Source organism: Streptomyces sp. DvalAA-43 (assembly GCF_900091725.1).
GTDB lineage: Bacteria > Actinomycetota > Actinomycetes > Streptomycetales > Streptomycetaceae > Streptomyces > Streptomyces pulveraceus.
On sequence record NZ_FMBW01000087.1, the window covers coordinates 74,968 to 97,338 of the forward strand.

Sequence of the window (22,371 nt, forward strand, 5' to 3'; positions counted from 1 at the left end):
CCCGGCCGCACGTGCAGAGGAAGGAGCCCGGAAATTGCGGCGCTCCGACGGATGGACACGGGCGAATGGTCTAGTCCACAATGCTCAAGACAGAGCTTCCGCTCTCCCCGCACAGGAGGGCGGATCGAGGTACCCGCGCTCTCTGCCCTGACCGCGCCGGTACCTCTCCCCGGCCGGGGGCACCGCACACCGCCGGCCGATCGGACCGTCCGTGAGGGACGGTCTTACTCCGGGCTGCGGTGCCGGACGGGCCGAGGGTCCCGTCCCGGCGCCGTGGCCCGCGGGTGTTCCCGGGGCCGTCCGCCGCGTTCAGTGGGTCTCGGTGACCTTGGCCAGGGCGCGGGGCGCGTCCGGGTCCTGACCGCGGGCGATCGTCACCTCGTACGCCAGCATCTGCAGCGGCAGGATCTCCAGGACCGGCTGGAGCTCCTCGGCGACCCCGGCGGTCGGCAGCACGAAGCCCGCGGACGCCGCCTCGACCTGGGCCTCGGGGCCGACCACGAAGAGGTCCGCGCCGCGGCCGCGCAGCCGGTCCAGGACCGGCTGGAGCGCCTCGCCGCCCCGGCCGTCGGTGACCACGGCGATCACCGGGGAGATGTTGTCGACCATGGCCAGCGGGCCGTGCAGCAGATCGGCGCCCGAGTAGGAGAGGGCCGGGATGTAGCTGGTCTCCATCAGCTTCAGGGCGGCTTCCTTGGCGGTGGGGTAGCCGTAGCCGCGGGAGGTGATGACCATGCGCTCGGCGAAGCGGTAGCGCGCCGCCAGGGCCCTGACCTCGTCCCTGCGGGCCAGGATCTCCGCGGCCCGCTCCGGCAGGACCTCGGCGGCCGAGCCGTCGCCGCCGGCCAGCCCCTCCACGAAGAGGTAGAGGGACAGGAGTGAGGCGGTGTACGTCTTGGTGGCGGGGAGGGCCTTCTCCGGTCCGGCCAGGATGTCGATGTGGTACTCGGAGACGGCGGACAGCGGCGAGTCCCGGTTGTTGGTGACGGCCAGGGTGATCGCACCGGCCTCGCGCGCGGCCCGCGTGGAGGCCACCAGGTCGGGCGAGCCGCCGGACTGGCTGACGGTGACGACCAGGACGTCCCTGAGGTCCGGCTTCGCGCCGTACGCGGTGGTGGTCGACATCGAGGCGAGCCCGCAGGGCAGCCCGAGCCGGATCTCCAGCAGGTACTTGGCGTACAGCGCGGCGTTGTCCGAGGTGCCCCGGGCGGTGAGCAGGACGAAGCGCGGCTTCCGCGCCGCGACGGCGGCGGCCACCTCGCGGATCGCGGGGGCACCCCGGTCGAGGATGCGGCGGAGCATCGCGGGCTGCTCGGCCATCTCGCCGGACATGATCCGGCCCGGCCGCTCGCTCTCCTGGGCCGGTGAAGTGGCGGACATGTCGAGTGCCTCCCAGAGGGGTCCCGGTGTGCCGGCGACGCCGTTCGGAACAGTCGACCACGGAGGGCCCGAGGGCCGCCAGCGGGCCGCGGCCGGGACGCGCACATCGGCCGTGCCGGCGTCGACGGGGTCTGCTAGATTGGGAGCCTATTGGTCTATACCACCTGACTCCACTCTTTCAGATCGGCAGGCCCCGCGTGGAAGTTGTCATCGTCCCGGACGCCAAGGCAGGCGGCGAACTCATCGCGGAGACCATCGCCGCCCTGCTGAGCCGCAAGCCCGACGCCCTTCTCGGCGTTGCCACCGGCTCGACCCCGCTGCCCATCTACCAGGCGCTGGCGGCCAAGGTCCGCTCCGGTGCCGTCGACGCCTCGCGCGCCCGCATCTGCCAGCTCGACGAGTACGTCGGGCTGCCGGCGGGCCACCCCGAGTCCTACCGCTCGGTGGTGCTGCGCGAGGTCGTCGAACCGCTCGGCCTGTCCGAGGCCTCCTTCATGGGCCCCGACGGCTCCGCCGAGGACGTCCAGGCTGCCTGCCAGGCGTACGACAAGGCACTCGCCGAGGCCGGCGGAGTGGATCTCCAGCTCCTCGGCATCGGCACCGACGGGCACATAGGCTTCAACGAGCCGTGCTCCTCGCTCGCCTCCCGTACCCGGATCAAGACGCTCACCGAGCAGACCCGGGTCGACAACGCGCGCTTCTTCGACAACGACATCACGCAGGTGCCGCACCATGTGATCACCCAGGGCATCGGCACCATCCTGGAGTCCCGTCACCCCGTCCTGCTCGCCACCGGCGAGGGCAAGGCGGACGCGGTGGCGCAGACGGTGGAGGGTCCGGTCGCCTCGGTCGTCCCCGCGTCGGCGCTCCAGCTGCACCCGCACGCCACGGTGGTGGTCGACGAGGCCGCCGCGTCCAAGCTGAAGCTGGCGGACTACTTCCGCGCCACGTACGCGGCGAAGCCGGCGTGGCAGGGGCTGTAGAGCCTTTTGTCCGGGCCGGGCCGGGCTCGTGGAGTCCGGCCCGGCCCGAAGGACTCTGACCGTCCCGGGCACGACGAGAGGGCCGGGGCACCCGCGGTGGGTGTCCCGGCCCTCTCGTATGCCGTCGTGGGCCGCCGTGCCGGGCGTGATGCGGCCCCCCGGCCCCGCATCACGCCCGGCGCTCAGGCCGTCGGGCCGTCCGTGCCCCTGACGATGAGCTCCGCCGCCGCGAGGCCGCAGACCCGGGCCGCGCCGTGGGTGGCGATGTGCAGGGCACCCCGGGGGGCCGCCTGCGGGACGCCCATCTCGACCACGACCGCGTCGGGACGCCGGGCCACCAGGGCGTCGAGCGCCTCGCCCATCCAGGCGTGCCGGTGGACGTCACGGACCACGACGACGATGCGCCGCTCCCCCGCCGCCGCCAGCACCGCGTCGACAGGTGCCTCGGTCTCGCTGCTGTACGTGCCGGTGCCGGTGCCCGGCAGCAGCCGGCCCAGCTCGGCGCCGACGCCCCACGGAGTCTCGTCGCCGACGGCGATGTTCGACGCCGAGGTGAACGCGGCGACGTAAGCGGGCTCGGTCAGCGGGCCGGCGGAGCCGGTCGCCCGCACGGCCCGGCGGGCCGCGACCAGGCCGATGTCGGAGCCGATTCCGGTGCCGGGCGCGGTCCCCTCCTGCGCTGCCGTACCCGGACCCGGACCGGCCCCCTTGGCCCCCTGCGTCCAGGACGCGAGGGCACGTACCCGTGCGGCCGCGTCCGCGAGCCGCTCCTCGGCGAGTTCACCGCTGTGCACCGCCCGGACCAGCGCGTCGCGCAGCCGGAGCACCGTGCCGTCGTCCTCCAGACCGCCGCCGACGCACAGCGCGTCGGCCCCGGCGGCGATCGCGAGGACGGAGCCCTGCTCGATGCCGTACGTCGCGGAGATGGCCTGCATCTCCACGGCGTCGGTGACGATCAGTCCGTCGTAGCCCAGCTCCTGGCGGAGCAGTCCGGTGAGGATCCGCGGGCTCACCGTGGCGGGGCGGTCCGGGTCGAGCGCCGGCAGCAGGATGTGCGCGCTCATCACGCACTTGGAGCCCGCCGCGATGGCCGCCCGGAAGGGCACCAGCTCACGGGCGTGCAGGGTCTCCAGGTCCACGTCGATGCGCGGCATCGCGTGGTGCGAGTCGATCGCGGTGTCGCCGTGCCCCGGGAAGTGCTTGGTGCAGGCGGCGACCCCGGAGGCCTGGAGGCCCTCGATGTACGCGGCGGTGTGCCGGGCCACGAGCCCGGTGTCGGCGCCGAAGGACCGTACGCCGATGATCGGGTTGCCCGGGTTGGAGTTGACGTCCGCGGACGGCGCCCAGTTGAGGTTGACGCCGCACTCGGCGAGCCGGCGGCCGAGCTCCTGGGCGACCGCGCGGGTCAGGGCGAGGTCGTCGACGTGTCCGAGGGCGAGGTTGCCCGGGAACGAGGAGCCGGTGCGCACCTCCAGACGGGTGACGTCGCCGCCCTCCTCGTCGATCGCGACGAGGAGGTCCTCGCGCCCGGCCCTGAGCTGGGCGGTGAGCGCGGTGACCTGCTCGGCCGTGCGGATGTTGCGGCCGAACAGGGCGACGGAGGCGAGGCCCTCGTCGACCCGGCGCAGCACCCAGTCCGGAGCGGTGGTGCCGGTGAATCCGGGCTGCAGGACGGCGAGCGCGTCGCGGGTGACGGTGTCCGTGGTGGATATCGAGGTGGTCATGGGTTATCCCTTCACGGCACCGTCGGTGAGGCCGCTGACGGCCTTGCGCTGCAGGAAGACGAACAGGACGAGGATCGGGATGGCGAAGATCGAGGCCGCCGCCATGGTGGCGCCCCAGTCGTCGCCGAACTGGCTCTGGAACTGGGAGAGCCAGAGCGGAAGCGTCTTGGCCTCGGGGTCCTTGTTGAGGATCAGGACCAGCGGGAATTCGTTCCACGCGGTGATGAAGCCGAAGAGCGAGGTGGCCATCAGACCGGGGGCGAGCAGCGGCAGGATCACCTTGACGAACGCCTGCGGGCGCGTACAGCCGTCGACCATGGCGGACTCCTCCAGTTCCTTGGGCACCGCGGCAACGTAGCCGCGCAGCGTGAGGATCGTGAAGGGGAGCACCATCACCATGTAGAAGAGCGTCAGCGGGACCAGGCTGTTGAGCATGTCCGCGTCGCGGACCAGCATGTAGATCGCGATGACCATGACTTCCCACGGCGCCATCTGGGCGATCATGAAGACCAGGATCATGCTCTTGCGGCCCTTGAACCGCATCCGGGCCAGCGCGAACGAGGCGAAGAGCGCGATGATCAGCGAGAAGACCACCGCGAGCAGGGTGACGGTGAGCGAGTTCCTGACCAGAGTCAGGAAGTCCGGTGCGTGGTAAGCCGTCTTGAAGTGCTCGAAGGTGATGTCGGTCGGGAACCAGACCGGCGTCTCGGTGATGATGTCGCCGGTCGGCTTGAACGCCGTGCTGAACATCCAGTAGACGGGGAAGACCAGTGCGGCGAAGAGGATGATCGCCGTCGCGTTGGGCCAGATGCGGCCGAACAGTGAGCGCTTCACAGCTCGTCCTCCTCTTGCTTGAGAACGATGCGGAGGTAGTAGGAGGTCAGCCCCAGCATGATCAGGATGGTCAGCAGCGAGATCGCCGCGCCCATGCCGTAGTGCTGGTTGCCGACGCCCTCGACGAAGGCGTAGATCGGCAGGGTCTCGGTGAGGCGGTTGGGGCCGCCCTCACTGATGGTGAAGATCTGCGGGAACGCCTTGAAGACCCAGATGACTTCGAGGAAGGTCGTGGCGTAGAGGAAGGGCCGCAGGAACGGGAAGGTCACCGAGGTGAAGATCTTCCAGGTGCCGGCGCCGTCGAGCGCGGCTGCCTCGTAGAGCTCCTTGGCGATCGTGGTGGTCGCCGCGTAGAGGTTGATCGCCACGAACGGGATGGACTGCCAGACGATCATCAGGGTGACCACGAAGAAGGTGGAGAACTGCGATCCGGTCCAGTTGAAGTCGGCCATCGAGTGCCAGCCGAGCTTGTCCAGCACGTAGTTGACCACGCCGAAGCGCGAGGCGAACAGCCACTGGAAGACGGTGGACGCGGCCACGATCGGCATCGCCCAGGCGAGCACCAGGCCGACCATCAGGGTGAGCCGCATCTTCTTGCCGAGGCGGGCGAGCAGCAGTCCGACCAGGGTGCCGAGGATCATGATCAGGACGACGTTGGCGCCGGTGAACACGATCGTGCGGAGCGTGACTCTCCAGAAGTCCTCACCGGTGAGGACCTCCTGGTAGTTCTTGAAGCCGTTCCACTCGGTGACATGCTGGATCAGCTGTCCCATATTGAGGTTCTGGAACGACAGCATGGCGTTCTTCACCAGGGGGTACCCGAGGAGGAGCGCCGTCACCGCGAGTGCGGGAATCATCAACAGGTACGGCGCCGCGCCGATACCCGGCTTCCGCTTGTTTCCCCCGTGCTGCCCGACGGGTGGTTCCCCGTCCTGCCCGCGGACTGCGGCCGTCTTGGCCACATCCGAGGGATCGGTCTGCACTGCCATGCTCGCCATCTCTTCCAACAAAGCCCTACACGGAACGGTGCGTACAGCCGGGGCGGCGGGTCAGGACCCGCCGCCCCGGCGCGGGACGCGCTACTGCGACTACTGCTGCTGGCTGAGGCGCTTGTTGAGCTCGCCCTCGACCTGCTTGGCGGCGTCGGCGGGCGCCTTGCCCTGAAGGACCAGCGTCATGTAGGTCTTGATCGGGTTCGGCGGGTTCTCGACCGGCGCCCACTCCGGGATCAGCGGCGTGGTGCCACCGGACTTGGCGGCGGCCGGACCGGCGGCCTCGGCGGCGGGCTGGCCGACGGTGTACTTCTGCATGGCGTCGTTCTTCGGGGACCAGCCGGCCTCCTTGATGAGCGCGCCGTCGTTCTGCTCGGAGAGCGCGATCTTCAGGAATTCCTTGGCCAGGTCCTGCTTCTTGCTGCCCGCGGCCACGGCGAGGTTCGAGCCGCCGAGGAAGACACCCTCGGGCTTGTCGGCGGTCTCACCGGGGATGGTGAAGAAGCCGATGTCGTCCTTGAGCTTCGGGTTGGCCTTGAGAGCGGTGCCGGCCTCGTAGCCCATCGCGATGATGGCGCCGGTCTTGCCCTTGGCGAAGACCTCGGCCTGCTGCGGGGTGGCCTCGTCCTTGTCCTTGGGGGCCTTGGAGTAGGACTGGTACTTCTTGTACACGTCCATGGCCTCGGCGACCTTCGGGTCGGCCAGGTTGGAGACGTACTTGTCGCCTTCCTTCTTGACCGGCGAGACGTCCTTGCCGACGAGCAGGCCGTCGAAGAAGTACCAGTTCTGGCCGGGCAGGTAGATCGGCTCGGCGTCGCCCTTCTTCTCGATGGCCTCGAAGGCCTTGAAGAGGTCGGCGCGGGTCTTCGGCGTCTCGGTGATACCGGCGTCCTTGAAGACCTTCTTGTTGTACATGACGACGCGGTTGCCCACGTACCACGGCAGGGCGTACTGCTTGCCGTCGTAGATGGAGGGCTGGTTGACGCCGTCGGCCCAGGCGGAGCCGATCTCCTTCTTCAGGTCACCGAGGTCCGCGAGGCCGCCGGTCTTGGCGTACGCCGGGGTCTGGGTGTTGCCGATCTCCAGGACGTCCGGCGGGTTGGACTCGGAGAGGGCGGTGGTGACCTTCTGCTGAATGCCGTTCCAGTCCTGGACTTCGATCTTCAGCTTGGCCTTGGTCTTCTTCTCGAACTCCTCGGTGACCGTCTTGGTCCACCCGTCCGGGTTCGAGCCGGACATCGTCCACACCGTCAGGGTCTGGCCCTTGTACGCGTCCGGACCGGCCTTCTTGCCACTGTCGCCGCCGTCGTCGGACCCACACGCCGCAAGGCCGATCATCATGCCCGCGACGCCGATCGCCGCGATGAGCTTGCGCTTCACGCCAAACCCTCCTCAGGGATACTGCAACCCCGCCCACCGCGAAGACATTCGACGAGTACTGCTGGGGCTGGACCTGGTCTTTAATGGTTTAGACCAGTACCGGGAGCTTGGCCTAGACCTTTAGGGGTGTCAAGGGTGTATAAGAAGTGCACTCGCGTCCGTTATAGGACCGACACCTAAGGGAGGGCGACCAGCCGTGACCGGACCGTGCCACCATGTGAGCCGCGACAGACGGAGGAGCCGGTGACGGCAGCAACGCAAGCGTCGGGAAGGCGGACCATGGGTGCCGACGGGGGCAGTACGGAAAACGAGACGGGCGCGGCCACGCGTACGGCGCGCGTCCCGAAGTACTACCGGCTGAAGCGACATCTGCTCGACATGACGGACACCATGCCGCCGGGCACTCCGGTGCCGCCGGAGCGGACCCTGGCCGCCGAGTTCGACACCTCGCGCACCACGGTGCGCCAGGCGCTCCAGGAGCTGGTCGTCGAGGGCCGCCTGGAGCGCATCCAGGGCAAGGGCACCTTCGTCGCCAAGCCGAAGGTCTCCCAGGCCCTGCAACTCACCTCGTACACCGAGGACATGCGCGCCCAGGGCCTCGAACCGACCTCCCAGCTGCTGGACATCGGCTATGTGACGGCCGACGACACCCTCGCCGGACTGCTCGACATCACCACCGGCGGCCGGGTGCTGCGGATCGAGCGGCTGAGGCTGGCCAGCGGCGAGCCGATGGCGATCGAGACCACCCACCTTTCGGCCAAACGCTTTCCCGCGCTGCGCCGTTCGCTGGTGAAGTACACCTCCCTCTACACCGCGCTGGCGGAGGTGTACGACGTACGGCTGGCCGAGGCCGAGGAGACCATCGAGACCTCGCTGGCCACCCCGCGCGAGGCCGGTCTGCTCGGTACGGACGTGGGCCTGCCGATGCTGATGCTCTCCCGGCACTCGATCGACGGACAGGGCGAGCCGGTGGAGTGGGTGCGCTCGGTCTACCGGGGCGACCGGTACAAGTTCGTGGCGCGGCTGAAGCGGCCCACGGACTGAGAGCGTCCGGCGCGGCGGACGGTTTTCCGCCACCGCGCCCGTACGGACCACCGCTGAAGGCCCCCGTGGAAGGCACCACTCCACGGGGGCCTTCGCACGCCTTGGTACGGACCAACTGTCGTACGCCTGACGCGATTTCGCGCATATGTACCCACTCGGAGGACCGTTTCCGGACCGCAATGCGGACAGGGGGTGACGGTGACCGGAAGCCTCCCCTAGATTTCCTGCGCATTACAAGGTGATCAGCGAGGGGACGGAGTCGCCGCATGCCAGCAGACCCAGAAGGAAAACCACCCACCGTCACACCGGTCCGGGTGGTCATCGCCCTCTGTCTCGTCGCGCCGTTCGTGGCGATGCTCTGGGTGAGTTCGTACGCGAAGGTGGACCCCACCTTCATCGGCATTCCGTTCTTCTACTGGTACCAGATGCTCTGGGTGCTGATCTCCACCGCGCTCACGATGACCGCGTACAAGCTGTGGCAGCGTGACCAGCGCGCCCGCAAGGGAGGTGGGCAGGCATGAAGGACGGTGTGAACGGCGTCGCGCTCGGCGTCTTCATCTTCTTCTTCGTGGCCGTCACGGTCATGGGCTTCCTGGCGGCGCGCTGGCGCAGGGCCGAGAACGAGGCCAGCCTCGACGAATGGGGCCTGGGCGGACGGTCGTTCGGCACCTGGGTCACCTGGTTCCTGCTCGGCGGCGACCTGTACACCGCGTACACCTTCGTCGCCGTTCCGGCGGCGATCTACGCGGCGGGGGCGGCGGGCTTCTTCGCCGTGCCCTACACGATCCTGGTGTACCCGCTGATCTTCACCTTCCTGCCGCGGCTGTGGTCGGTCTCGCACAAGCACGGGTACGTCACCACCTCGGACTTCGTCCGCGGGCGTTTCGGCTCGAAGGGCCTGTCGCTGGCGGTCGCCGTCACCGGCATCCTCGCCACGATGCCGTACATCGCGCTCCAGCTCGTCGGCATCCAGGCGGTGCTGGACGTGATGGGCGTCGGGGGCGGCGAGAACACCCACTGGTTCATCAAGGACCTGCCGCTGCTGATCGCGTTCGCGGTGCTCGCCGCGTACACCTACTCGTCCGGTCTGCGGGCGCCCGCGCTGATCGCGTTCGTCAAGGACGGGCTGATCTACCTGGTCATCGCGGTGGCGATCATCTACATCCCGATCAAGCTGGGCGGCTTCGACGACATCTTCGCCAAGGCGGGCGAGGCGTTCTCGAAGACCAATCCGGCGACCGGGCAGCCGCGCGGCGCGCTCGCGCCCGGCGAGGCGGGCCAGTGGGGCTACGCGACCCTGGCGCTGGGCTCGGCGCTGGCGCTGTTCATGTATCCGCACTCGATCACGGCGACGCTCTCCAGCCGCAGCCGCAACGTGATCCGGCGCAACACCACGATCCTGCCGCTGTACTCGCTGATGCTGGGCCTGCTGGCGCTGCTCGGCTTCATGGCCATCGCCGCCGGGATCAAGGTGGACAACGGGCAGCTGGCCATCCCGCAGCTGTTCGAGGACATGTTCCCGGACTGGTTCGCGGGCGTCGCGTTCGCCGCCATCGGTATCGGTGCGCTGGTGCCCGCCGCGATCATGTCGATCGCCGCGGCGAACCTCTTCACCCGCAACATCTACAAGGACTTCCTGAAACCGGACGCGACCCCGGAGCAGGAGACCAAGGTCTCCAAGCTGGTGTCGCTGCTGGTCAAGGTCGGCGCGCTCGCCTTCGTGCTCACCATGGACAAGACGGTCGCGATCAACTTCCAGCTGCTCGGCGGCATCTGGATCCTCCAGACGATGCCGGCCCTGGTCGGCGGTCTGTTCACCCGCTGGTTCCACCGCTGGGCGCTGCTCGCGGGCTGGGCGGCCGGCATGGTGTACGGGACGGTGGCCGCGTACGGGGTCGCCAGCCCGACCCAGGCGCACTTCGGCGGATCGTCCAAGGAGATCCCCGGCATCGGCGAGATCGGCTACATCGGCCTCACCGCGTTCGTGCTGAACGTGGTGGTGACGGTGGTGCTCACCTTCGTCCTGAACGCCGTGAAGGCGCCCGCCGGGATCGACGAGACCTCTCCGGCCGACTACACGGCCGACGCGGGCGACCCGGGTGTCGCCGCGGAGCTCCCGCCGGCCACGGCGGGGGCGCCGGGCGGTCACTGAGACCCGCGCCAACGGCCCGTCGGCGGCCCGTCGAGCCTCCTCCAGCGGGGCGCGGCGGGCCGTCGGCGTGATCCGGCCCAGCGGCCCGGGAAAGGGCCGTACGGCTCGTTCTGTGAGCTCGACTTGGGTTGCGCGACACAACATGTGGGGGCTGCCTCATCGGGCAGCCCCCACATGTATGCTCGTCCTCGCTGTCGCCGCAGGGGAATCCGGTGAGAATCCGGAACTGTCCCGCAACGGTGTATTCAGTGCGCTTTTGTGCACCCCCGAGTCAGTCCGACGACCTGCCGGCAGCGCATCCGGCTCGACCGAACCGGATGCCCAGACGTCCGGGCCTCGCGGTTGGGCCGGTGGACGCCGTGCGGAGTGCTGCCCTGCCCCGGGTGCGTGTCCGTACGGCTGCCCCGTCCCCCCGCCGGCCCCGAGCCGAGCGAGGGAGAGCACCACGTGACCATCGCGCCAGCCGATCCGGTTTCAGTCGCCGAGTCCGCAGCAGCCGAGTCCGAGGCAGCCGTACAGGACGGACCGGGAACCGCACTGTTGCGGACCCTGACCGACCTCACCGCCGATCTGCCCGACACCGACCCCGGCCGGGTCGCCGCCGCCGCGCTGCGCGGCCGCAGCGCACGGGCGGACGAGGCCGAGCTGCGTGCGCTGGCCACCGAGGCCGCCGCGGGCCTGATCTCCGAGGACCCGGCCTACTCCCGGCTCGCCGCCCGGCTCCTGACCCTCGCCATCGCGGACGAGGCGGCCGGCCAGGGCGCGGTCTCCTTCTCCGCCTCGGTCGCCGTGGGGCACCGCGAGGGTCTGATCGCGGACCGCACCGCCGAGTTCGTGGCCCGCCACGCGGCCGCGCTGGACGCGCTGGTGGAGCGTTCGCTCGCCGACGGCGCGGACGACCGCTTCGGCTACTTCGGGCTGCGGACCCTGCACAGCCGCTATCTGCTGCGCCACCCGCACACCCGCCAGGTCATCGAGACGCCCCAGCACTTCATGCTGCGGGTCGCGTCCGGGCTCGCCGAGGACGACTCGCAGCGCGCGGTGGACGAGGTGGCGGCGCTGTACGGGCTGATGAGCCGGCTCGACTACCTGCCCTCCTCCCCCACGCTCTTCAACTCCGGCACCCGGCACCCGCAGATGTCCTCCTGCTATCTGCTGGACTCCCCGCTGGACGAGCTCGACTCGATCTACGACCGCTACCACCAGGTGGCGCGGCTCTCGAAGCACGCGGGCGGCATCGGTCTGTCGTACTCCCGCATCCGCTCCCGCGGTTCGCTGATCCGCGGCACCAACGGGCACTCCAACGGCATCGTGCCGTTCCTGAAGACGCTCGACGCCTCCGTCGCCGCGGTCAACCAGGGGGGCCGCCGCAAGGGCGCCGCCGCCGTCTACCTGGAGACCTGGCACGCGGACATCGAGGAGTTCCTGGAGCTGCGCGACAACACGGGCGAGGACCAGCGGCGCACGCACAACCTCAACCTGGCGCACTGGATCCCGGACGAGTTCATGCGCCGGGTCGACGCGGACGGCGACTGGTCGCTGTTCTCGCCCGCCGACGTGCCCGGCCTGGTCGACCTGTGGGGCGACGAGTTCGACGCCGCATACCGGGCCGCCGAGGCGAAGGGCCTGGCCCGCAGGACGATCCCGGCCCGCGAGCTGTACGGCCGGATGATGCGCACCCTCGCGCAGACCGGCCAGGGCTGGATGACGTTCAAGGACGCCTCCAACCGGACCGCGAACCAGACCGCCGAGCCGGGCAGCGTCGTCCACTCGTCGAACCTGTGCACCGAGATCCTCGAAGTCACCGACGACGGCGAGACGGCCGTCTGCAACCTGGGGTCGGTCAACCTCGGCGCGTTCGTGGCCGACGGCGACATCGACTGGGAGCGGCTGGACGCCACCGTCCGCACCGCCGTGACCTTCCTGGACCGGGTCGTCGACATCAACTTCTACCCGACCGAGCAGGCCGGCCGCTCCAACGCGAAGTGGCGCCCGGTGGGCCTGGGCGCCATGGGCCTCCAGGACGTCTTCTTCCAGCTGCGGCTGCCGTTCGACTCCCCCGCGGCCCGCGCGCTCTCCACGAAGATCTCCGAACGGATCATGCTCGCGGCCTACGAGGCCTCCTGCGAGCTCGCCGAGCGCTCCGGCCCGCTGCCGGCCTGGACGCAGACGCGTGCGGCACGCGGTGTGCTGCACCCCGACCACTACGCCACCGAGCTGAACTGGCCGGAGCGCTGGGACGCGCTGCGCGCCCGGATCGCGAAGACCGGGATGCGCAACTCGCTGCTGCTCGCCATCGCGCCGACGGCGACGATCGCCTCGATCGCGGGGGTCTACGAGTGCATCGAGCCGCAGGTCTCCAACCTCTTCAAGCGCGAGACGCTCAGCGGTGAGTTCCTCCAGGTCAACGCGTATCTGGTGGACGAGCTGAAGAAGCTCGGCGTGTGGGACGCGCGGACCCGTGAGGCACTGCGCGAGGCGAGCGGCTCGGTGCAGGGCTTCGCCTGGATCCCGGAGGAGGTGCGGGCGCTGTACCGCACGGCGTGGGAGATCCCGCAGCGCGGTCTGATCGACATGGCGGCGGCCCGTACGCCGTTCCTGGACCAGAGCCAGTCGCTGAACCTGTTCCTGGAGACGCCGACGATCGGCAAGCTCTCCTCGATGTACGCGTACGCCTGGAAGCAGGGGCTGAAGACGACGTACTACCTGCGCTCGCGCCCGGCGACCCGGATCGCCCGTGCCGCCTCCGGCCAGGCCGCGGCCGCCGCCCCCATTCCCGTGCAGCAGGCGTCGGCGCCCGACGCGGACGCGATCGCCTGCTCCCTCGAAAACCCCGAGTCCTGCGAGGCCTGCCAGTAATGACCACATCCGACCAGAAGAACCTGCTCGACCCGGGCTTCGAACTGACGCTGCGTCCCATGCGCTACCCGGACTTCTACGAGCGCTACCGCGACGCGATCAAGAACACCTGGACGGTGGAGGAGGTCGACCTGCACTCCGACGTCGCCGACCTCGCCAAGCTGTCCCCCGGTGAGCAGCACATGATCGGCCGGCTGGTCGCGTTCTTCGCGACGGGCGACTCGATCGTCTCCAACAACCTCGTACTGACGCTGTACAAGCACATCAACTCCCCCGAGGCGCGGCTGTACCTGTCGCGGCAGCTCTTCGAGGAGGCCGTGCACGTCCAGTTCTATCTGACGCTGCTGGACACCTATCTGCCCGACCCGGACGACCGTGCCGCCGCGTTCGACGCGGTCGAGGAGATCCCCTCGATCCGTGAGAAGGCGCAGTTCTGCTTCAAGTGGATGGACTCGGTCGAGAAGATCGACCGGCTGGAGACGAAGGCCGACCGCCGCCGCTTCCTGCTGAACCTGATCTGCTTCGCGGCGTGCATCGAGGGGCTGTTCTTCTACGGCGCGTTCGCGTACGTCTACTGGTTCCGCTCGCGGGGTCTGCTGCACGGTCTCGCCACGGGCACCAACTGGGTGTTCCGTGACGAGACGATGCACATGAACTTCGCGTTCGAGGTCGTGGACACCGTCCGCAAGGAGGAGCCGGAGCTCTTCGACGACGAACTCCAGCAGCAGGTCACCGACATGCTGAAGGAGGCCGTGGCCGCGGAGCTGCAGTTCGGCCGCGATCTGTGCGGTGACGGCCTGCCCGGCATGAACACCGAGTCGATGCGGCAGTACCTGGAGTGCGTCGCCGACCAGCGGCTGACCCGGCTGGGCTTCCCGGCGGTCTACGGCTCCGAGAACCCGTTCTCCTTCATGGAGCTCCAGGGCGTGCAGGAGCTGACGAACTTCTTCGAGCGCCGGCCGTCCGCGTACCAGGTGGCGGTGGAGGGCTCGGTCGCCTTCGACGACGACTTCTAGAGCCGGAGGATCCTAGATCCTGGCCCAGCTTCTGAGGTAGGGGCGCCGCGCAGCCGTGACCGGCTGCGCGGCGTCCGCCGTTTGTGGGGGTTCGTCGCTCCGGGCCCGTTCCGCGGCGCGCAGCTCGCGGTCGATGCGGCGCTCGCGGGCGAATCCGACGAGGGTGGGCAGCAGGAAGAGAGCGATCAGCACGGCTGTGCCCAGGACGTTCTGGAATGTGTTCATGGCTCCACTCTCGTCCGCGCGGACCCATCACGGCAGTGGCAGGACTGTCATGGACCATCGAATTACTGCCACACTGACCCCATGCTGAAGAATGTCGCCGCTCTGCTGCTCGACGAGGTCCACCCCTTCGAACTGGGCGTGCTGTGCGAGGTCTTCGGCCTCGACCGCAGCGACGAGGGACTGCCGGTCCACGATTTCGCGGTGGTCTCCGCCGAGGGCCCGGTGCTCCGGACCCACGCCGGCTTCACCATCAGTACGCCGCACGGCCTCGACCGCCTGGAGGAGGCCGACCTCATCGCCGTGCCGGCCGGCAGCCACTTCATGGACCGGGAGTACCCCGAGGAGGTGCTCGGCGCCCTGCGCCGGGCGGTGGACCGGGGCGCCAGGGTGCTGAGCGTCTGCTCCGGCGCGTACGTGCTCGGCGCGGCCGGGCTGCTCGACGGGCGCCGCTGCACCACCCACTGGCGCCACGCCCCGGAGCTGGCCCGCCGCTATCCGCGGGCCGTCGTGGAACCCGATGTGCTGTACGTGGACGAGGGCCAGGTCATCACCTCGGCGGGCACGGCGGCCGGGATCGACGCCTGTCTGCACCTGGTCCGGCAGGCGTACGGCCCCGACGCGGCCAACGCGATCGCCCGCCGTATGGTGGTGCCGCCGCACCGGGACGGCGGCCAGGCGCAGTACATCGAGCGGCCGCTCCCCCGGACGCCCTGCGACACCGTCGGCGAGACGCTCGTCTGGATGGAGCGCCACCTCGAACGGGAGATGACCGTCGAGCAGCTCGCCGCCCAGGCCCATATGTCGCCGCGTACCTTCGCCCGCCGCTTCCAGCAGGAGACCGGGACCACTCCGTACCGCTGGCTGCTGCGCCAGCGGGTGCTCCTGGCCCAGCACCTCCTGGAGACCTCCGCCGAGACGGTGGAGACGATCGCCGGGCGCACCGGCTTCGGGACCGCCGCCGCACTGCGCCACCAGTTCGTACGCTCCCTGGGCACCACGCCGAACGCGTACCGCCGCACCTTCCGCGGGCCGGGCTCCGTGGTCGAAGTGGCCTGACGAGGCCGCCCGACCGTCCTGCGCGGAGATGGGGCCCGCCGGTACCGGCGGGCCCCATCCACGTGTCAGATGCCGCAGTTGGGCGCCGACCAGAAGTGGCTGGGGCCCTGGTTCACATGGACGTGGTCGTTGTGGTCCGGGTAGCCCGGACCCAGGATGCCGTTGAAGCCGTGGTTGCGGGCCTGCGTGGCCAGGGTGCAGAAGGCGATCCCGCCCAGGTCGGCCGCGTCGCCGTACAGATGACGGCTGTTCGACGCCCCGCCGACCGCGCTGTTGCAGGACGTGGAGCGGAAGCCGCTGTTGACGGTGATGGGGCGGTCACCGAGCGCGTGGCGCAGCGCCTCCAGCTTCCACATGGTGCTCAGCGCGTTGGCCTTGGCCGTTCCCGCGGCGACGGCACCACCGGCCCAGGTGCTGTTGCAGTGGTTGAGTTCGGCGTAGGTGAAGTGCGCCGGGGTGCAGTCCTCGTCCTGGAGCGCGTAGATCTTGGCCTGGGTGGCCGGGCCCGCGATGCCGTCGGCGGCGAGGCCGTAGGCGGCCTGGAAGCGCTTGACGGCGGCGGTGGTGGCGGGCCCGTAGGAGCCGTCGACGGCGAGCACGGAGTTGTACCCGGGGTAGCCGGCCACCCGGATCTGGAGCTGGACGACGTCGTTGCCGGTGGCGCCGGGGGACAGCGTGCGGGTCCAGGTGTAGCAGCCGTCGGCCTGTGCGGTGCCGGCGGTCACCACGGCACCGCCCAGGGCGAAAGCCATGGTCATGACAAGACCGAGCAGGAGTCGTGCGGTACGTCTGAGCATGTGGGGGCTCCCCGCTGTGACGGAAGTGTGGTCAGAGAGCTTGTCGGAGGAGTCGACGCGCGTCAACTACCCAAGAGTGAATGACAGTTGACCGGCGCCCTGGGTCTAAAACCGACGGGCCCGGTCCCTCGCGAGACGGCGAGGAGGCCGGGCCCGTCGATGACGGCCGGGTGCGCTCAGTCGTTCGGCACGGTCTCGTAGCGCGGGGTGCCCTCCGCCATCTGCCGCAGCGCGTCCTTGCGGTCCCGCTTCGAGAGCCGGTCGATGTACAGGTACCCGTACAGGTGGTCGGTCTCGTGCTGGAGGCAGCGGGCGAAGTAGCCGTCGCCCCGGACCTTGACCGGGTTGCCCTTGGCGTCCTGGCCGCGGACCACCGCGTAGTCCGGGCGGGCCAGCTCGGCGTACGCCGTCGGGACGGAGAGGCAGCCCTCATTGGAGTCGTCCAGGACCCGGTCCTCGGGCGCCAGCTCTTCGAGCACCGGGTTGCAGACGGCGCCCACGTGCCGCACGCCCTCGTCGTCCGGGCAGTCGTAGACGAAGACCTTCAGGTCGACACCGATCTGGTTGGCGGCCAGGCCGACGCCCTCCGCCGCCCGCTGGCTCGCGAACATGTCGTCGATCAGCCGGGCCAGCTCGTCGTCGAACTCGGTGACGTCCTTGCACTCCTTGTGGAGCACCGGGTTGCCCACGACCGTGATCGGACGGGAGGTGCCGCGCTCGCGATGTGCCGCCTCGCGCGCCTCACAGTCCTCGGTGTCCACGACGAAACCCTCGTCGTCGACGCTGATCTGCTCGTCCGTCTCCTGCTGCGCCATGTCCGCCGTACGCCTTCCTCAAAACCTGAAACCGGGCCTGTACCTGAGGCCCGGACCTACCTGAAACCCGGCCGTCCGACTGTTCCGCGTCCCGGACACCCGGGCACCGCGACCGGTGCCCGTACAGCCTACGGGCACCGGTCAGCAGACTTCTTCGAGATCCCGCCACTCGCGGCTGTCCGGGCTGTCCGCCACCCAGCCGTCCAGCAGACCGCGCACCAGCCCGGCCGGGGCCGCTATCCCGCACTCCCGCTCGGGCAGCCACAACTCACCGGCGGTGCGATGGCCCAGCGGGCCCGGATGCCCCGGCTCGCTGTGGTCGTGCGGGTCGAGGTGCTCGCCGTCGCCCTCGTCGCTCTCCATCCGGCTCTCCGAGCAGGCCCGGCAGAGCAGCCGTACGGAGGACGACCAGTCCTCGGCGGCGAACCCGGCGTCGGACGCCAGCTGCTCCAGCGCGTCCCGGTCCGCCTCGGTGGCCGCTTCGAGCAGCACCACCCAGGTCGGCACGGGGGACGGCGCCCACAGCTCGATCTCGTCGAAGACGGGGTACGACGGCCCGGCCGCGGTGACCCGCTCGCCGTGCGGCACCCCGTCGTGCAGGACGACCTCGCCCCAGCGGCGGCCGGACGACGGAAGCGGGATGGAGAGCACCTCCATCCGGGCCGGATCGAGCCTGCGGCCCCAGACCACCTCGGCCTCGCCCTCCGGCGACAGCCGTACCGCGGCGCTGCCCAGCTCCATGCCGACCGGCTCGCTGTTGGCCGCCGAGGTGTGCTGGCCGGCGCCCGGCACCTTCAGGCCGTACGCCTGCCAGGCCCGGCGGGCCAGTGGCCAGTCCTGCAGCGCGGTGGCGGCGATCCCGACGTTCCACCAGTCGGGAGCGCCCGATTCCTTGTCGAGCAGCGCGACGGCCCGCAGGCCGGCGGCTCTCGCCTGTTCCCAGTCATGCCGGAATTTGTGCAGCAGCGCCAGGTTGAACCACGACTCGGAGAGCCAGGGTTCCAGGTCCGCCGCACGTGTCAGCAGCGCGCCCGCGTCCTCGTACCGGCCGTCGCCGATCAGCGTGAACGCGCGGTCGGTGGCCTGCCGCCAAGAGGCGGAGGGCCGATGCCGTACCTTCCCGAAGATCCTCACGATTCCCGCCTGTCCCGACTGGACACCCTCGTTTTCCGCTCTTCTTCGCATCCAACCATGCCGGGCCGGACGCCCGCTCATTACCCATGGGTTACCCGGGCAGGACCGGGGCCGGAGCGCCCCGGGCCAGAACCCTGGCCAGTGATTCCACGACCTCGGGCTGATAGTCGTGGGCGGTCCCGAGTCTGAGTTGTTCCAGTGCGCCCAGCGGCCCGGTGAGACTTTCCCCGCAGAGGTCGTCGTATGCGTTGACGACTCTGACGATCCTGGCGGACAACGGCTGCTCGCGGTAGGGGTCGGCCTGCCGTTCCACGACGACCGCGACCTCGGTGTCCACCCCGGTCTGCCGGACCACGGCGCCGCCGAGCAGTGCGATGCGGCGCTGCTCGGCGGCGGGCAGGGTGGCCGTCGCCCCGTCCGGGACCGGGTCGACCAGGGAGAGCTGGCCGATGTCGTGCATCAGGGCGGCGTGCTCCAGCACGGTCAGCCGGCTCCCGGAGAGCCCCAGCTCACGGCCGACGGCCCGGCAGAGCACCGCGACCCTGCGGGCATGCCCGTGCGGGGTGTACCCGGCGATCTCGGTGGACCGGGCGAGCGAGGCGATGGTCTGCCGGTAGGTGGTGCGCACGGCGACGAACCGGCGGAACGAGACCTGGGTCAGCAGCAGCGGTACGCACAGCACCGGCAGCGCCCACAGCCCGGCGACGGCCACCCCGAGGGCCATCACGACCCCGGTCGCGCAGACCGCCGACCCGATGCCGATGAGCCCGCGCAGCTCGTCCCTCAGCAGCGGCGGGTAGGGGTGGCGGGTGCGCGAGCGCAGCAGCAGGGCCGCGAGCACGGCGTCGCAGAGCGCGGTCAGGACGAGGATCAGGAGCAGGAGGAACACGTAGTACGGGCCTTCGGCCAGCCTGCTGCCGGTGCGCCCGCTGTTGTACAGCGGCTGGAAGCAGACGGCGGCGAACGCGACGGTCAGGATGCGGCGGGCCACCCGGTCGGGGGCGGGCCCGGTGCCGCGCGCCACATGGGGCACACAGGCGACCAGCTGGGCCGCGACGAGCACGGCGATCACCTGGAGGACACCGTGCGCGGTCGGTGCGCCGCCGCTGCGGCCGAGGAGGGCGTACGCGAGCGCTCCGGCGGCCCCGAGCGGTGCGGGCTCGCGCTCACCGGGCAGCGCGCCCCAGCGGGCGAGTTCGCCCACCGTGATGAGCACCCCGAAGGCGAGGGCGTGGCCGGGGTCGTGGACACCGCCCCAGAGGGTGTGGCCGAGCCCGGCGACGGCGATCAGCGCGGCGGCGCCCCGGACGGCGAGGACTGCGGGGGGCGGCTGTGTCCCGGCCACGACCCGGCTCATCCGCGGCGGTCCGCGGGCGACTGCGTGCCGGGCGCCGCGCCGATCCCGTCCGCCGGCGGCTGCGGCGGGGGTACGCGGGAGGGTCCGCCGGGCCGGGCGGCCCGCGCGCCCCCGTCACCGGGTCCCGGCACTCCCGGCTCGTCCGCCGTCACGGCCGTGGTCACCGCCGACCAGCCGTGCCGGTCGAGGCCGCGCACCAGGGCCCGGACCATCTGCGGGTCGAACTGCGTGCCCGCGCACCGCTTCAGCTCCTCCAGCGCGGCCGCCACCGGCCGCCCGCGCCGGTACGACCGGGTCGAGGTCATCGCGTCGAAGGCGTCCGCCACTGCGACGACCCGGGCGAACTCCGGGATCTCGCGCCCGCTGAGCCCGTACGGGTAGCCGCTGCCGTCGAGCCGTTCGTGGTGGTGCAGGATCGCGGCCCGCGCCTCGCCGAGGAAGCCGATGCCGCGGACGATCTCGTGCCCGTACTCCGGGTGCAGTTCGATCACCTGTCGTTCCTCCGGCGTGAGCGGACCGTCCTTGCGGAGCACCCGGGTGGGGACGCCGAGCTTGCCGACGTCGTGCAGGATGCCCGCGAACCGGACGACCTCCAGGCGGTCCTGGTCCATGCCGAGTTCGCCGGCGATGAGGACGGAGGCCCGCCCGACCCGCTCGCTGTGGCCCCGGGTGTAGGTGTCCTTGATGTCGACGGCCTGGACCAGCGCCCTGATGGTGGCGCGGTGGGCGGCGTGCTCGCGGTGGTACTGCGCGAAGACCCAGCAGGAGATGTACATCGGCAGCAGGACGATGAGCGCGGACAGCGGTCCGTACGGGCCACGCCACAGGACCGCCATCATCAGCCCGGCCAGTCCGTGCACCAGGTGCGGCCCCAGCGAGCGCGGCAGCAGGCCGCTCCAGACCCGCCGCAGGGGGACCCGTTCGGCCACGGCCAGGATGGAGCCGTCCAGCGCGGCCAGGACGAGGCTGAAGGCCAGGGCCGCCGCACAGGCGGGGAGCAGTGCGTGGGGGAGGTCGGGGAGCCGGCCGGTGCCGCCGAGCGTGGCGGGTCCGCCGAGCAGTCCGTGGACGGACGAGGCCGCCCAGACCGTGACGGCGAGCTGCGCGGCGCGCCAGACGCGGCGGGCGGTGGCGGGCGGGCGCTCCACCCGGCCGACGAGCGATCCGGGCACGGCGACGAGGGCGGCCGCGGCGGGCGGCAGCAGGAAGGCGGCGGCGAGCAGCAGCGGAAAGAACGATCCGGCACGGATCGGTACGGAGCTGCCGAGGAAGGGGCCGCGCCCGGGGAGTTCACAGGCCAGATAGAGCCCGGTGAGCAGGGTGACGGTGACCCAGGGGGTGCCCGCACCGCTGCGCAGGGCGGGGAGCGCACCGCACAGGGCGCCCGCCCCGACCACCGCGATGTACGCGCGCGCCGCCCCGCGTGTGGCTCTCACCCGCTCGGCCCGCCCTCCGACATGGTCAATGGAGGCGTCACGCTAGCGAGTTGTGCGACGGGTCGAGCGTCAATGCGCCCGATTAGCACATTCGGGTGATTCGGTGGTGGCGGCCGGGCCGGGCCGACCGCCGGGTGTCACTCCTTGGCGGCGGTCGGCTGTTCGCTCTCCGCGGCCGTCAGGTCCTGCTCGGGCACGGCCTGCCCCGAGCGGATCAGATCGATCCGGCCCATCACCTTGGACCGCAGATCACTGGGGACGTCGTCCTGACCGCAGCAGCGCTTCACCAGCTTCTTGACCGCCTGCTCCAGGCCGTACTTCTCCAGGCACGGGGAGCACTCCTCGAAGTGCACCTCGAACTTGGTGCAGTCGCTGTCGGGCATCTCGTGATCGAGGAACTCGTAGAGATGATCGAGGACTTCCGAGCAGTCCGTCTCGTGCGGCTCTCCGCAGCTCATGAGCCCGAGCCTTTCCGATCGTCCGACTCTCCGGCACCGGCCGGGACGAGCCCGCGCTCACGGGCGTAGTCCTCCAGCATGCCGCGCAGCTGGCGGCGGCCCCGGTGCAGTCGGGACATCACCGTACCGATGGGAGTCCCCATGATGTCCGCGATCTCCTTGTAGGCAAAGCCCTCGACATCGGCGAGATACACGGCGATGCGGAACTCCTCGGGGATCGCCTGCAGTGCGGACTTCACGTCGGAGTCGGGCAGGTGGTCGAGCGCCTGCGACTCCGCGGAGCGCAGACCGGTCGACATGTGCGACTCGGCGCGCGCCAGCTGCCAGTCCTCGATCTCCTCGGCGGCGCTGCGCTGGGGCTCGCGCTGCTTCTTGCGGTACGAGTTGATGAACGTGTTGGTGAGGATGCGGTACATCCACGCCTTGAGGTTGGTGCCCTCACGGAACTGGTGGAAGGAGCCGTACGCCTTGGCGTACGTCTCCTGGACCAGGTCCTCGGCGTCCGCGGGGTTGCGCGTCATGCGCAGCGCGGCCGAGTACATCTGGTCGAGGAAACCGAGCGCGTCCCGCTCGAAGCGCGCGTTGCGCTCGGCGGTCGTCTCCTGTGCGCGGCCGTCGTCGGTCCCTGTGTCGGTCCCAGTGACCGGACCCACCTCCTCCAACGCTGTGGCGGATCCGAGACCGGACCCGCTCGAATCGGAGAATAGTCGACCTTGCTTCGAGACGGGC

20 protein-coding genes and 1 riboswitch are annotated in these 22,371 nt (G+C 70.4%); of the genes, 7 read left to right on the top strand and 13 right to left on the bottom strand.

All coding sequences use genetic code 11. The features are described from left to right. Positions 1 to 309 precede the first annotated feature (309 nt). A complete protein-coding gene (locus tag GA0115234_RS35200) occupies positions 310 to 1,380 on the bottom strand; it encodes an SIS domain-containing protein (RefSeq protein ID WP_093549850.1) in 1,071 nt (356 codons plus the stop codon). Positions 1,381 to 1,577: 197 nt separating this feature from the next. On the opposite strand from GA0115234_RS35200, the gene nagB reads away from it, so the two are divergent. Next, a complete protein-coding gene (nagB, locus tag GA0115234_RS35205) occupies positions 1,578 to 2,363 on the top strand; it encodes a glucosamine-6-phosphate deaminase (protein ID WP_093549852.1) in 786 nt (261 codons plus the stop codon). Positions 2,364 to 2,545: 182 nt separating this feature from the next. Here nagB and GA0115234_RS35210 read toward each other — a convergent pair whose 3' ends face one another. The 4 genes from GA0115234_RS35210 to GA0115234_RS35225 all read right to left on the bottom strand — a co-directional run bounded on the left by GA0115234_RS35210 (position 2,546) and on the right by GA0115234_RS35225 (position 7,293). Then, a complete protein-coding gene (locus GA0115234_RS35210) occupies positions 2,546 to 4,087 on the bottom strand; it encodes a glycoside hydrolase family 3 protein (RefSeq protein WP_093549854.1) in 1,542 nt (513 codons plus the stop codon). A 3-nt stretch (positions 4,088 to 4,090) separates the two neighbouring features. Continuing rightward, positions 4,091 to 4,921: a carbohydrate ABC transporter permease gene (locus GA0115234_RS35215; protein ID WP_093549856.1), complete on the bottom strand. Its 831-nt coding sequence runs from the start codon at positions 4,919 to 4,921 to the stop codon at positions 4,091 to 4,093. Continuing rightward, positions 4,918 to 5,910, bottom strand: a complete 993-nt coding sequence (locus tag GA0115234_RS35220) for a carbohydrate ABC transporter permease (protein ID WP_093550423.1) — start codon at positions 5,908 to 5,910, stop codon at positions 4,918 to 4,920. The genes GA0115234_RS35215 and GA0115234_RS35220 overlap by 4 nt, the downstream gene beginning before the upstream one ends. Positions 5,911 to 6,009: 99 nt before the next feature. Then, entirely contained in the window at positions 6,010 to 7,293 is a 1,284-nt protein-coding gene (locus tag GA0115234_RS35225) for an extracellular solute-binding protein (protein ID WP_093549858.1), read from the bottom strand. 279 nt (positions 7,294 to 7,572) lie between these two features. Between GA0115234_RS35225 and GA0115234_RS35230 the strand changes: the two genes are divergently transcribed. The 5 genes from GA0115234_RS35230 (at position 7,573) to GA0115234_RS35250 (ending at position 14,364) form a co-directional block, all read left to right on the top strand. Continuing rightward, a complete protein-coding gene (locus GA0115234_RS35230) occupies positions 7,573 to 8,337 on the top strand; it encodes a GntR family transcriptional regulator (RefSeq protein WP_093549860.1) in 765 nt (254 codons plus the stop codon). 266 nt (positions 8,338 to 8,603) lie between these two features. Continuing rightward, on the top strand, positions 8,604 to 8,858 hold the full coding sequence (locus GA0115234_RS35235; protein ID WP_093549862.1) for a DUF3311 domain-containing protein: 255 nt from the start codon (positions 8,604 to 8,606) through the stop codon (positions 8,856 to 8,858). After that, positions 8,855 to 10,489 carry a monocarboxylate uptake permease MctP gene (gene mctP, locus GA0115234_RS35240; RefSeq protein WP_093549864.1) on the top strand — a complete coding sequence of 545 codons (1,635 nt, stop codon included), beginning with the start codon at positions 8,855 to 8,857 and terminating at the stop codon, positions 10,487 to 10,489. Before GA0115234_RS35235 ends, mctP begins: the two co-directional genes overlap by 4 nt. Positions 10,490 to 10,654: 165 nt before the next feature. After that, positions 10,655 to 10,796: riboswitch (cobalamin riboswitch) on the top strand. A gap of 140 nt (positions 10,797 to 10,936) precedes the next feature. After that, positions 10,937 to 13,348: a ribonucleoside-diphosphate reductase subunit alpha gene (locus GA0115234_RS35245; RefSeq protein WP_093549866.1), complete on the top strand. Its 2,412-nt coding sequence runs from the start codon at positions 10,937 to 10,939 to the stop codon at positions 13,346 to 13,348. Continuing rightward, positions 13,348 to 14,364 (top strand): ribonucleotide-diphosphate reductase subunit beta, encoded by a 1,017-nt coding sequence (locus GA0115234_RS35250; protein WP_093549868.1) that lies wholly within the window; start codon positions 13,348 to 13,350, stop codon positions 14,362 to 14,364. Before GA0115234_RS35245 ends, GA0115234_RS35250 begins: the two co-directional genes overlap by 1 nt. 12 nt (positions 14,365 to 14,376) lie before the next feature. Here the strand turns inward: GA0115234_RS35250 and GA0115234_RS35255 are convergent, their stop codons facing one another. Beyond that, a complete protein-coding gene (locus GA0115234_RS35255) occupies positions 14,377 to 14,589 on the bottom strand; it encodes a hypothetical protein (protein ID WP_093549870.1) in 213 nt (70 codons plus the stop codon). Between the two features lie 81 nt (positions 14,590 to 14,670). Here GA0115234_RS35255 and GA0115234_RS35260 point away from each other — a divergent pair, with 81 nt between their 5' ends. Continuing rightward, positions 14,671 to 15,645, top strand: coding sequence for a helix-turn-helix domain-containing protein (locus tag GA0115234_RS35260; RefSeq protein WP_093549872.1), 975 nt, complete (start codon positions 14,671 to 14,673; stop codon positions 15,643 to 15,645). A 65-nt stretch (positions 15,646 to 15,710) separates the two neighbouring features. On the opposite strand, the gene GA0115234_RS35265 is transcribed toward GA0115234_RS35260, so the two are convergent. The 7 genes from GA0115234_RS35265 to GA0115234_RS35295 form a co-directional block, all read right to left on the bottom strand. Further along, positions 15,711 to 16,442 carry a D-Ala-D-Ala carboxypeptidase family metallohydrolase gene (locus GA0115234_RS35265; RefSeq protein WP_093549874.1) on the bottom strand — a complete coding sequence of 244 codons (732 nt, stop codon included), beginning with the start codon at positions 16,440 to 16,442 and terminating at the stop codon, positions 15,711 to 15,713. A 176-nt stretch (positions 16,443 to 16,618) separates the two neighbouring features. Beyond that, positions 16,619 to 17,257 carry a peptide deformylase gene (def, locus tag GA0115234_RS35270; protein ID WP_093549876.1) on the bottom strand — a complete coding sequence of 213 codons (639 nt, stop codon included), beginning with the start codon at positions 17,255 to 17,257 and terminating at the stop codon, positions 16,619 to 16,621. A gap of 141 nt (positions 17,258 to 17,398) precedes the next feature. Next, positions 17,399 to 18,391: a tetratricopeptide repeat protein gene (locus GA0115234_RS35275; RefSeq protein ID WP_093549878.1), complete on the bottom strand. Its 993-nt coding sequence runs from the start codon at positions 18,389 to 18,391 to the stop codon at positions 17,399 to 17,401. 91 nt (positions 18,392 to 18,482) lie between these two features. Beyond that, positions 18,483 to 19,748: an HD-GYP domain-containing protein gene (locus tag GA0115234_RS35280; protein WP_093549880.1), complete on the bottom strand. Its 1,266-nt coding sequence runs from the start codon at positions 19,746 to 19,748 to the stop codon at positions 18,483 to 18,485. Further along, positions 19,745 to 21,184 (bottom strand): HD-GYP domain-containing protein, encoded by a 1,440-nt coding sequence (locus GA0115234_RS35285; protein WP_093549882.1) that lies wholly within the window; start codon positions 21,182 to 21,184, stop codon positions 19,745 to 19,747. Before GA0115234_RS35285 ends, GA0115234_RS35280 begins: the two co-directional genes overlap by 4 nt. Before the next feature lie 137 nt (positions 21,185 to 21,321). After that, positions 21,322 to 21,642, bottom strand: a complete 321-nt coding sequence (gene rsrA / locus GA0115234_RS35290; protein WP_093549884.1) for a mycothiol system anti-sigma-R factor — start codon at positions 21,640 to 21,642, stop codon at positions 21,322 to 21,324. Beyond that, a complete protein-coding gene (locus tag GA0115234_RS35295; protein ID WP_189273941.1) occupies positions 21,639 to 22,295 on the bottom strand; it encodes a sigma-70 family RNA polymerase sigma factor in 657 nt (218 codons plus the stop codon). The genes rsrA and GA0115234_RS35295 overlap by 4 nt, the downstream gene beginning before the upstream one ends. Between the last annotated feature and the right edge of the window lie 76 nt (positions 22,296 to 22,371).

Bases quoted from the DNA above. Each gene is read 5' to 3' on its own strand.
- GA0115234_RS35200 (WP_093549850.1), bottom strand. From the start codon at position 1,380: ATGTCCGCCACTTCACCGGCCCAGGAGAGCGAGCGGCCGGGCCGGATC.
- rsrA (WP_093549884.1), bottom strand. From the start codon at position 21,642: ATGAGCTGCGGAGAGCCGCACGAGACGGACTGCTCGGAAGTCCTCGAT.
- GA0115234_RS35230 (WP_093549860.1), top strand. From the start codon at position 7,573: ATGGGTGCCGACGGGGGCAGTACGGAAAACGAGACGGGCGCGGCCACG.
- def (WP_093549876.1), bottom strand. From the start codon at position 17,257: ATGGCGCAGCAGGAGACGGACGAGCAGATCAGCGTCGACGACGAGGGT.
- GA0115234_RS35260 (WP_093549872.1), top strand. From the start codon at position 14,671: ATGCTGAAGAATGTCGCCGCTCTGCTGCTCGACGAGGTCCACCCCTTC.
- GA0115234_RS35265 (WP_093549874.1), bottom strand. From the start codon at position 16,442: ATGCTCAGACGTACCGCACGACTCCTGCTCGGTCTTGTCATGACCATG.
- GA0115234_RS35255 (WP_093549870.1), bottom strand. From the start codon at position 14,589: ATGAACACATTCCAGAACGTCCTGGGCACAGCCGTGCTGATCGCTCTC.
- GA0115234_RS35210 (WP_093549854.1), bottom strand. From the start codon at position 4,087: ATGACCACCTCGATATCCACCACGGACACCGTCACCCGCGACGCGCTC.
- mctP (WP_093549864.1), top strand. From the start codon at position 8,855: ATGAAGGACGGTGTGAACGGCGTCGCGCTCGGCGTCTTCATCTTCTTC.
- GA0115234_RS35235 (WP_093549862.1), top strand. From the start codon at position 8,604: ATGCCAGCAGACCCAGAAGGAAAACCACCCACCGTCACACCGGTCCGG.
- GA0115234_RS35280 (WP_093549880.1), bottom strand. From the start codon at position 19,748: ATGAGCCGGGTCGTGGCCGGGACACAGCCGCCCCCCGCAGTCCTCGCC.
- GA0115234_RS35220 (WP_093550423.1), bottom strand. From the start codon at position 5,910: ATGGCAGTGCAGACCGATCCCTCGGATGTGGCCAAGACGGCCGCAGTC.
- GA0115234_RS35250 (WP_093549868.1), top strand. From the start codon at position 13,348: ATGACCACATCCGACCAGAAGAACCTGCTCGACCCGGGCTTCGAACTG.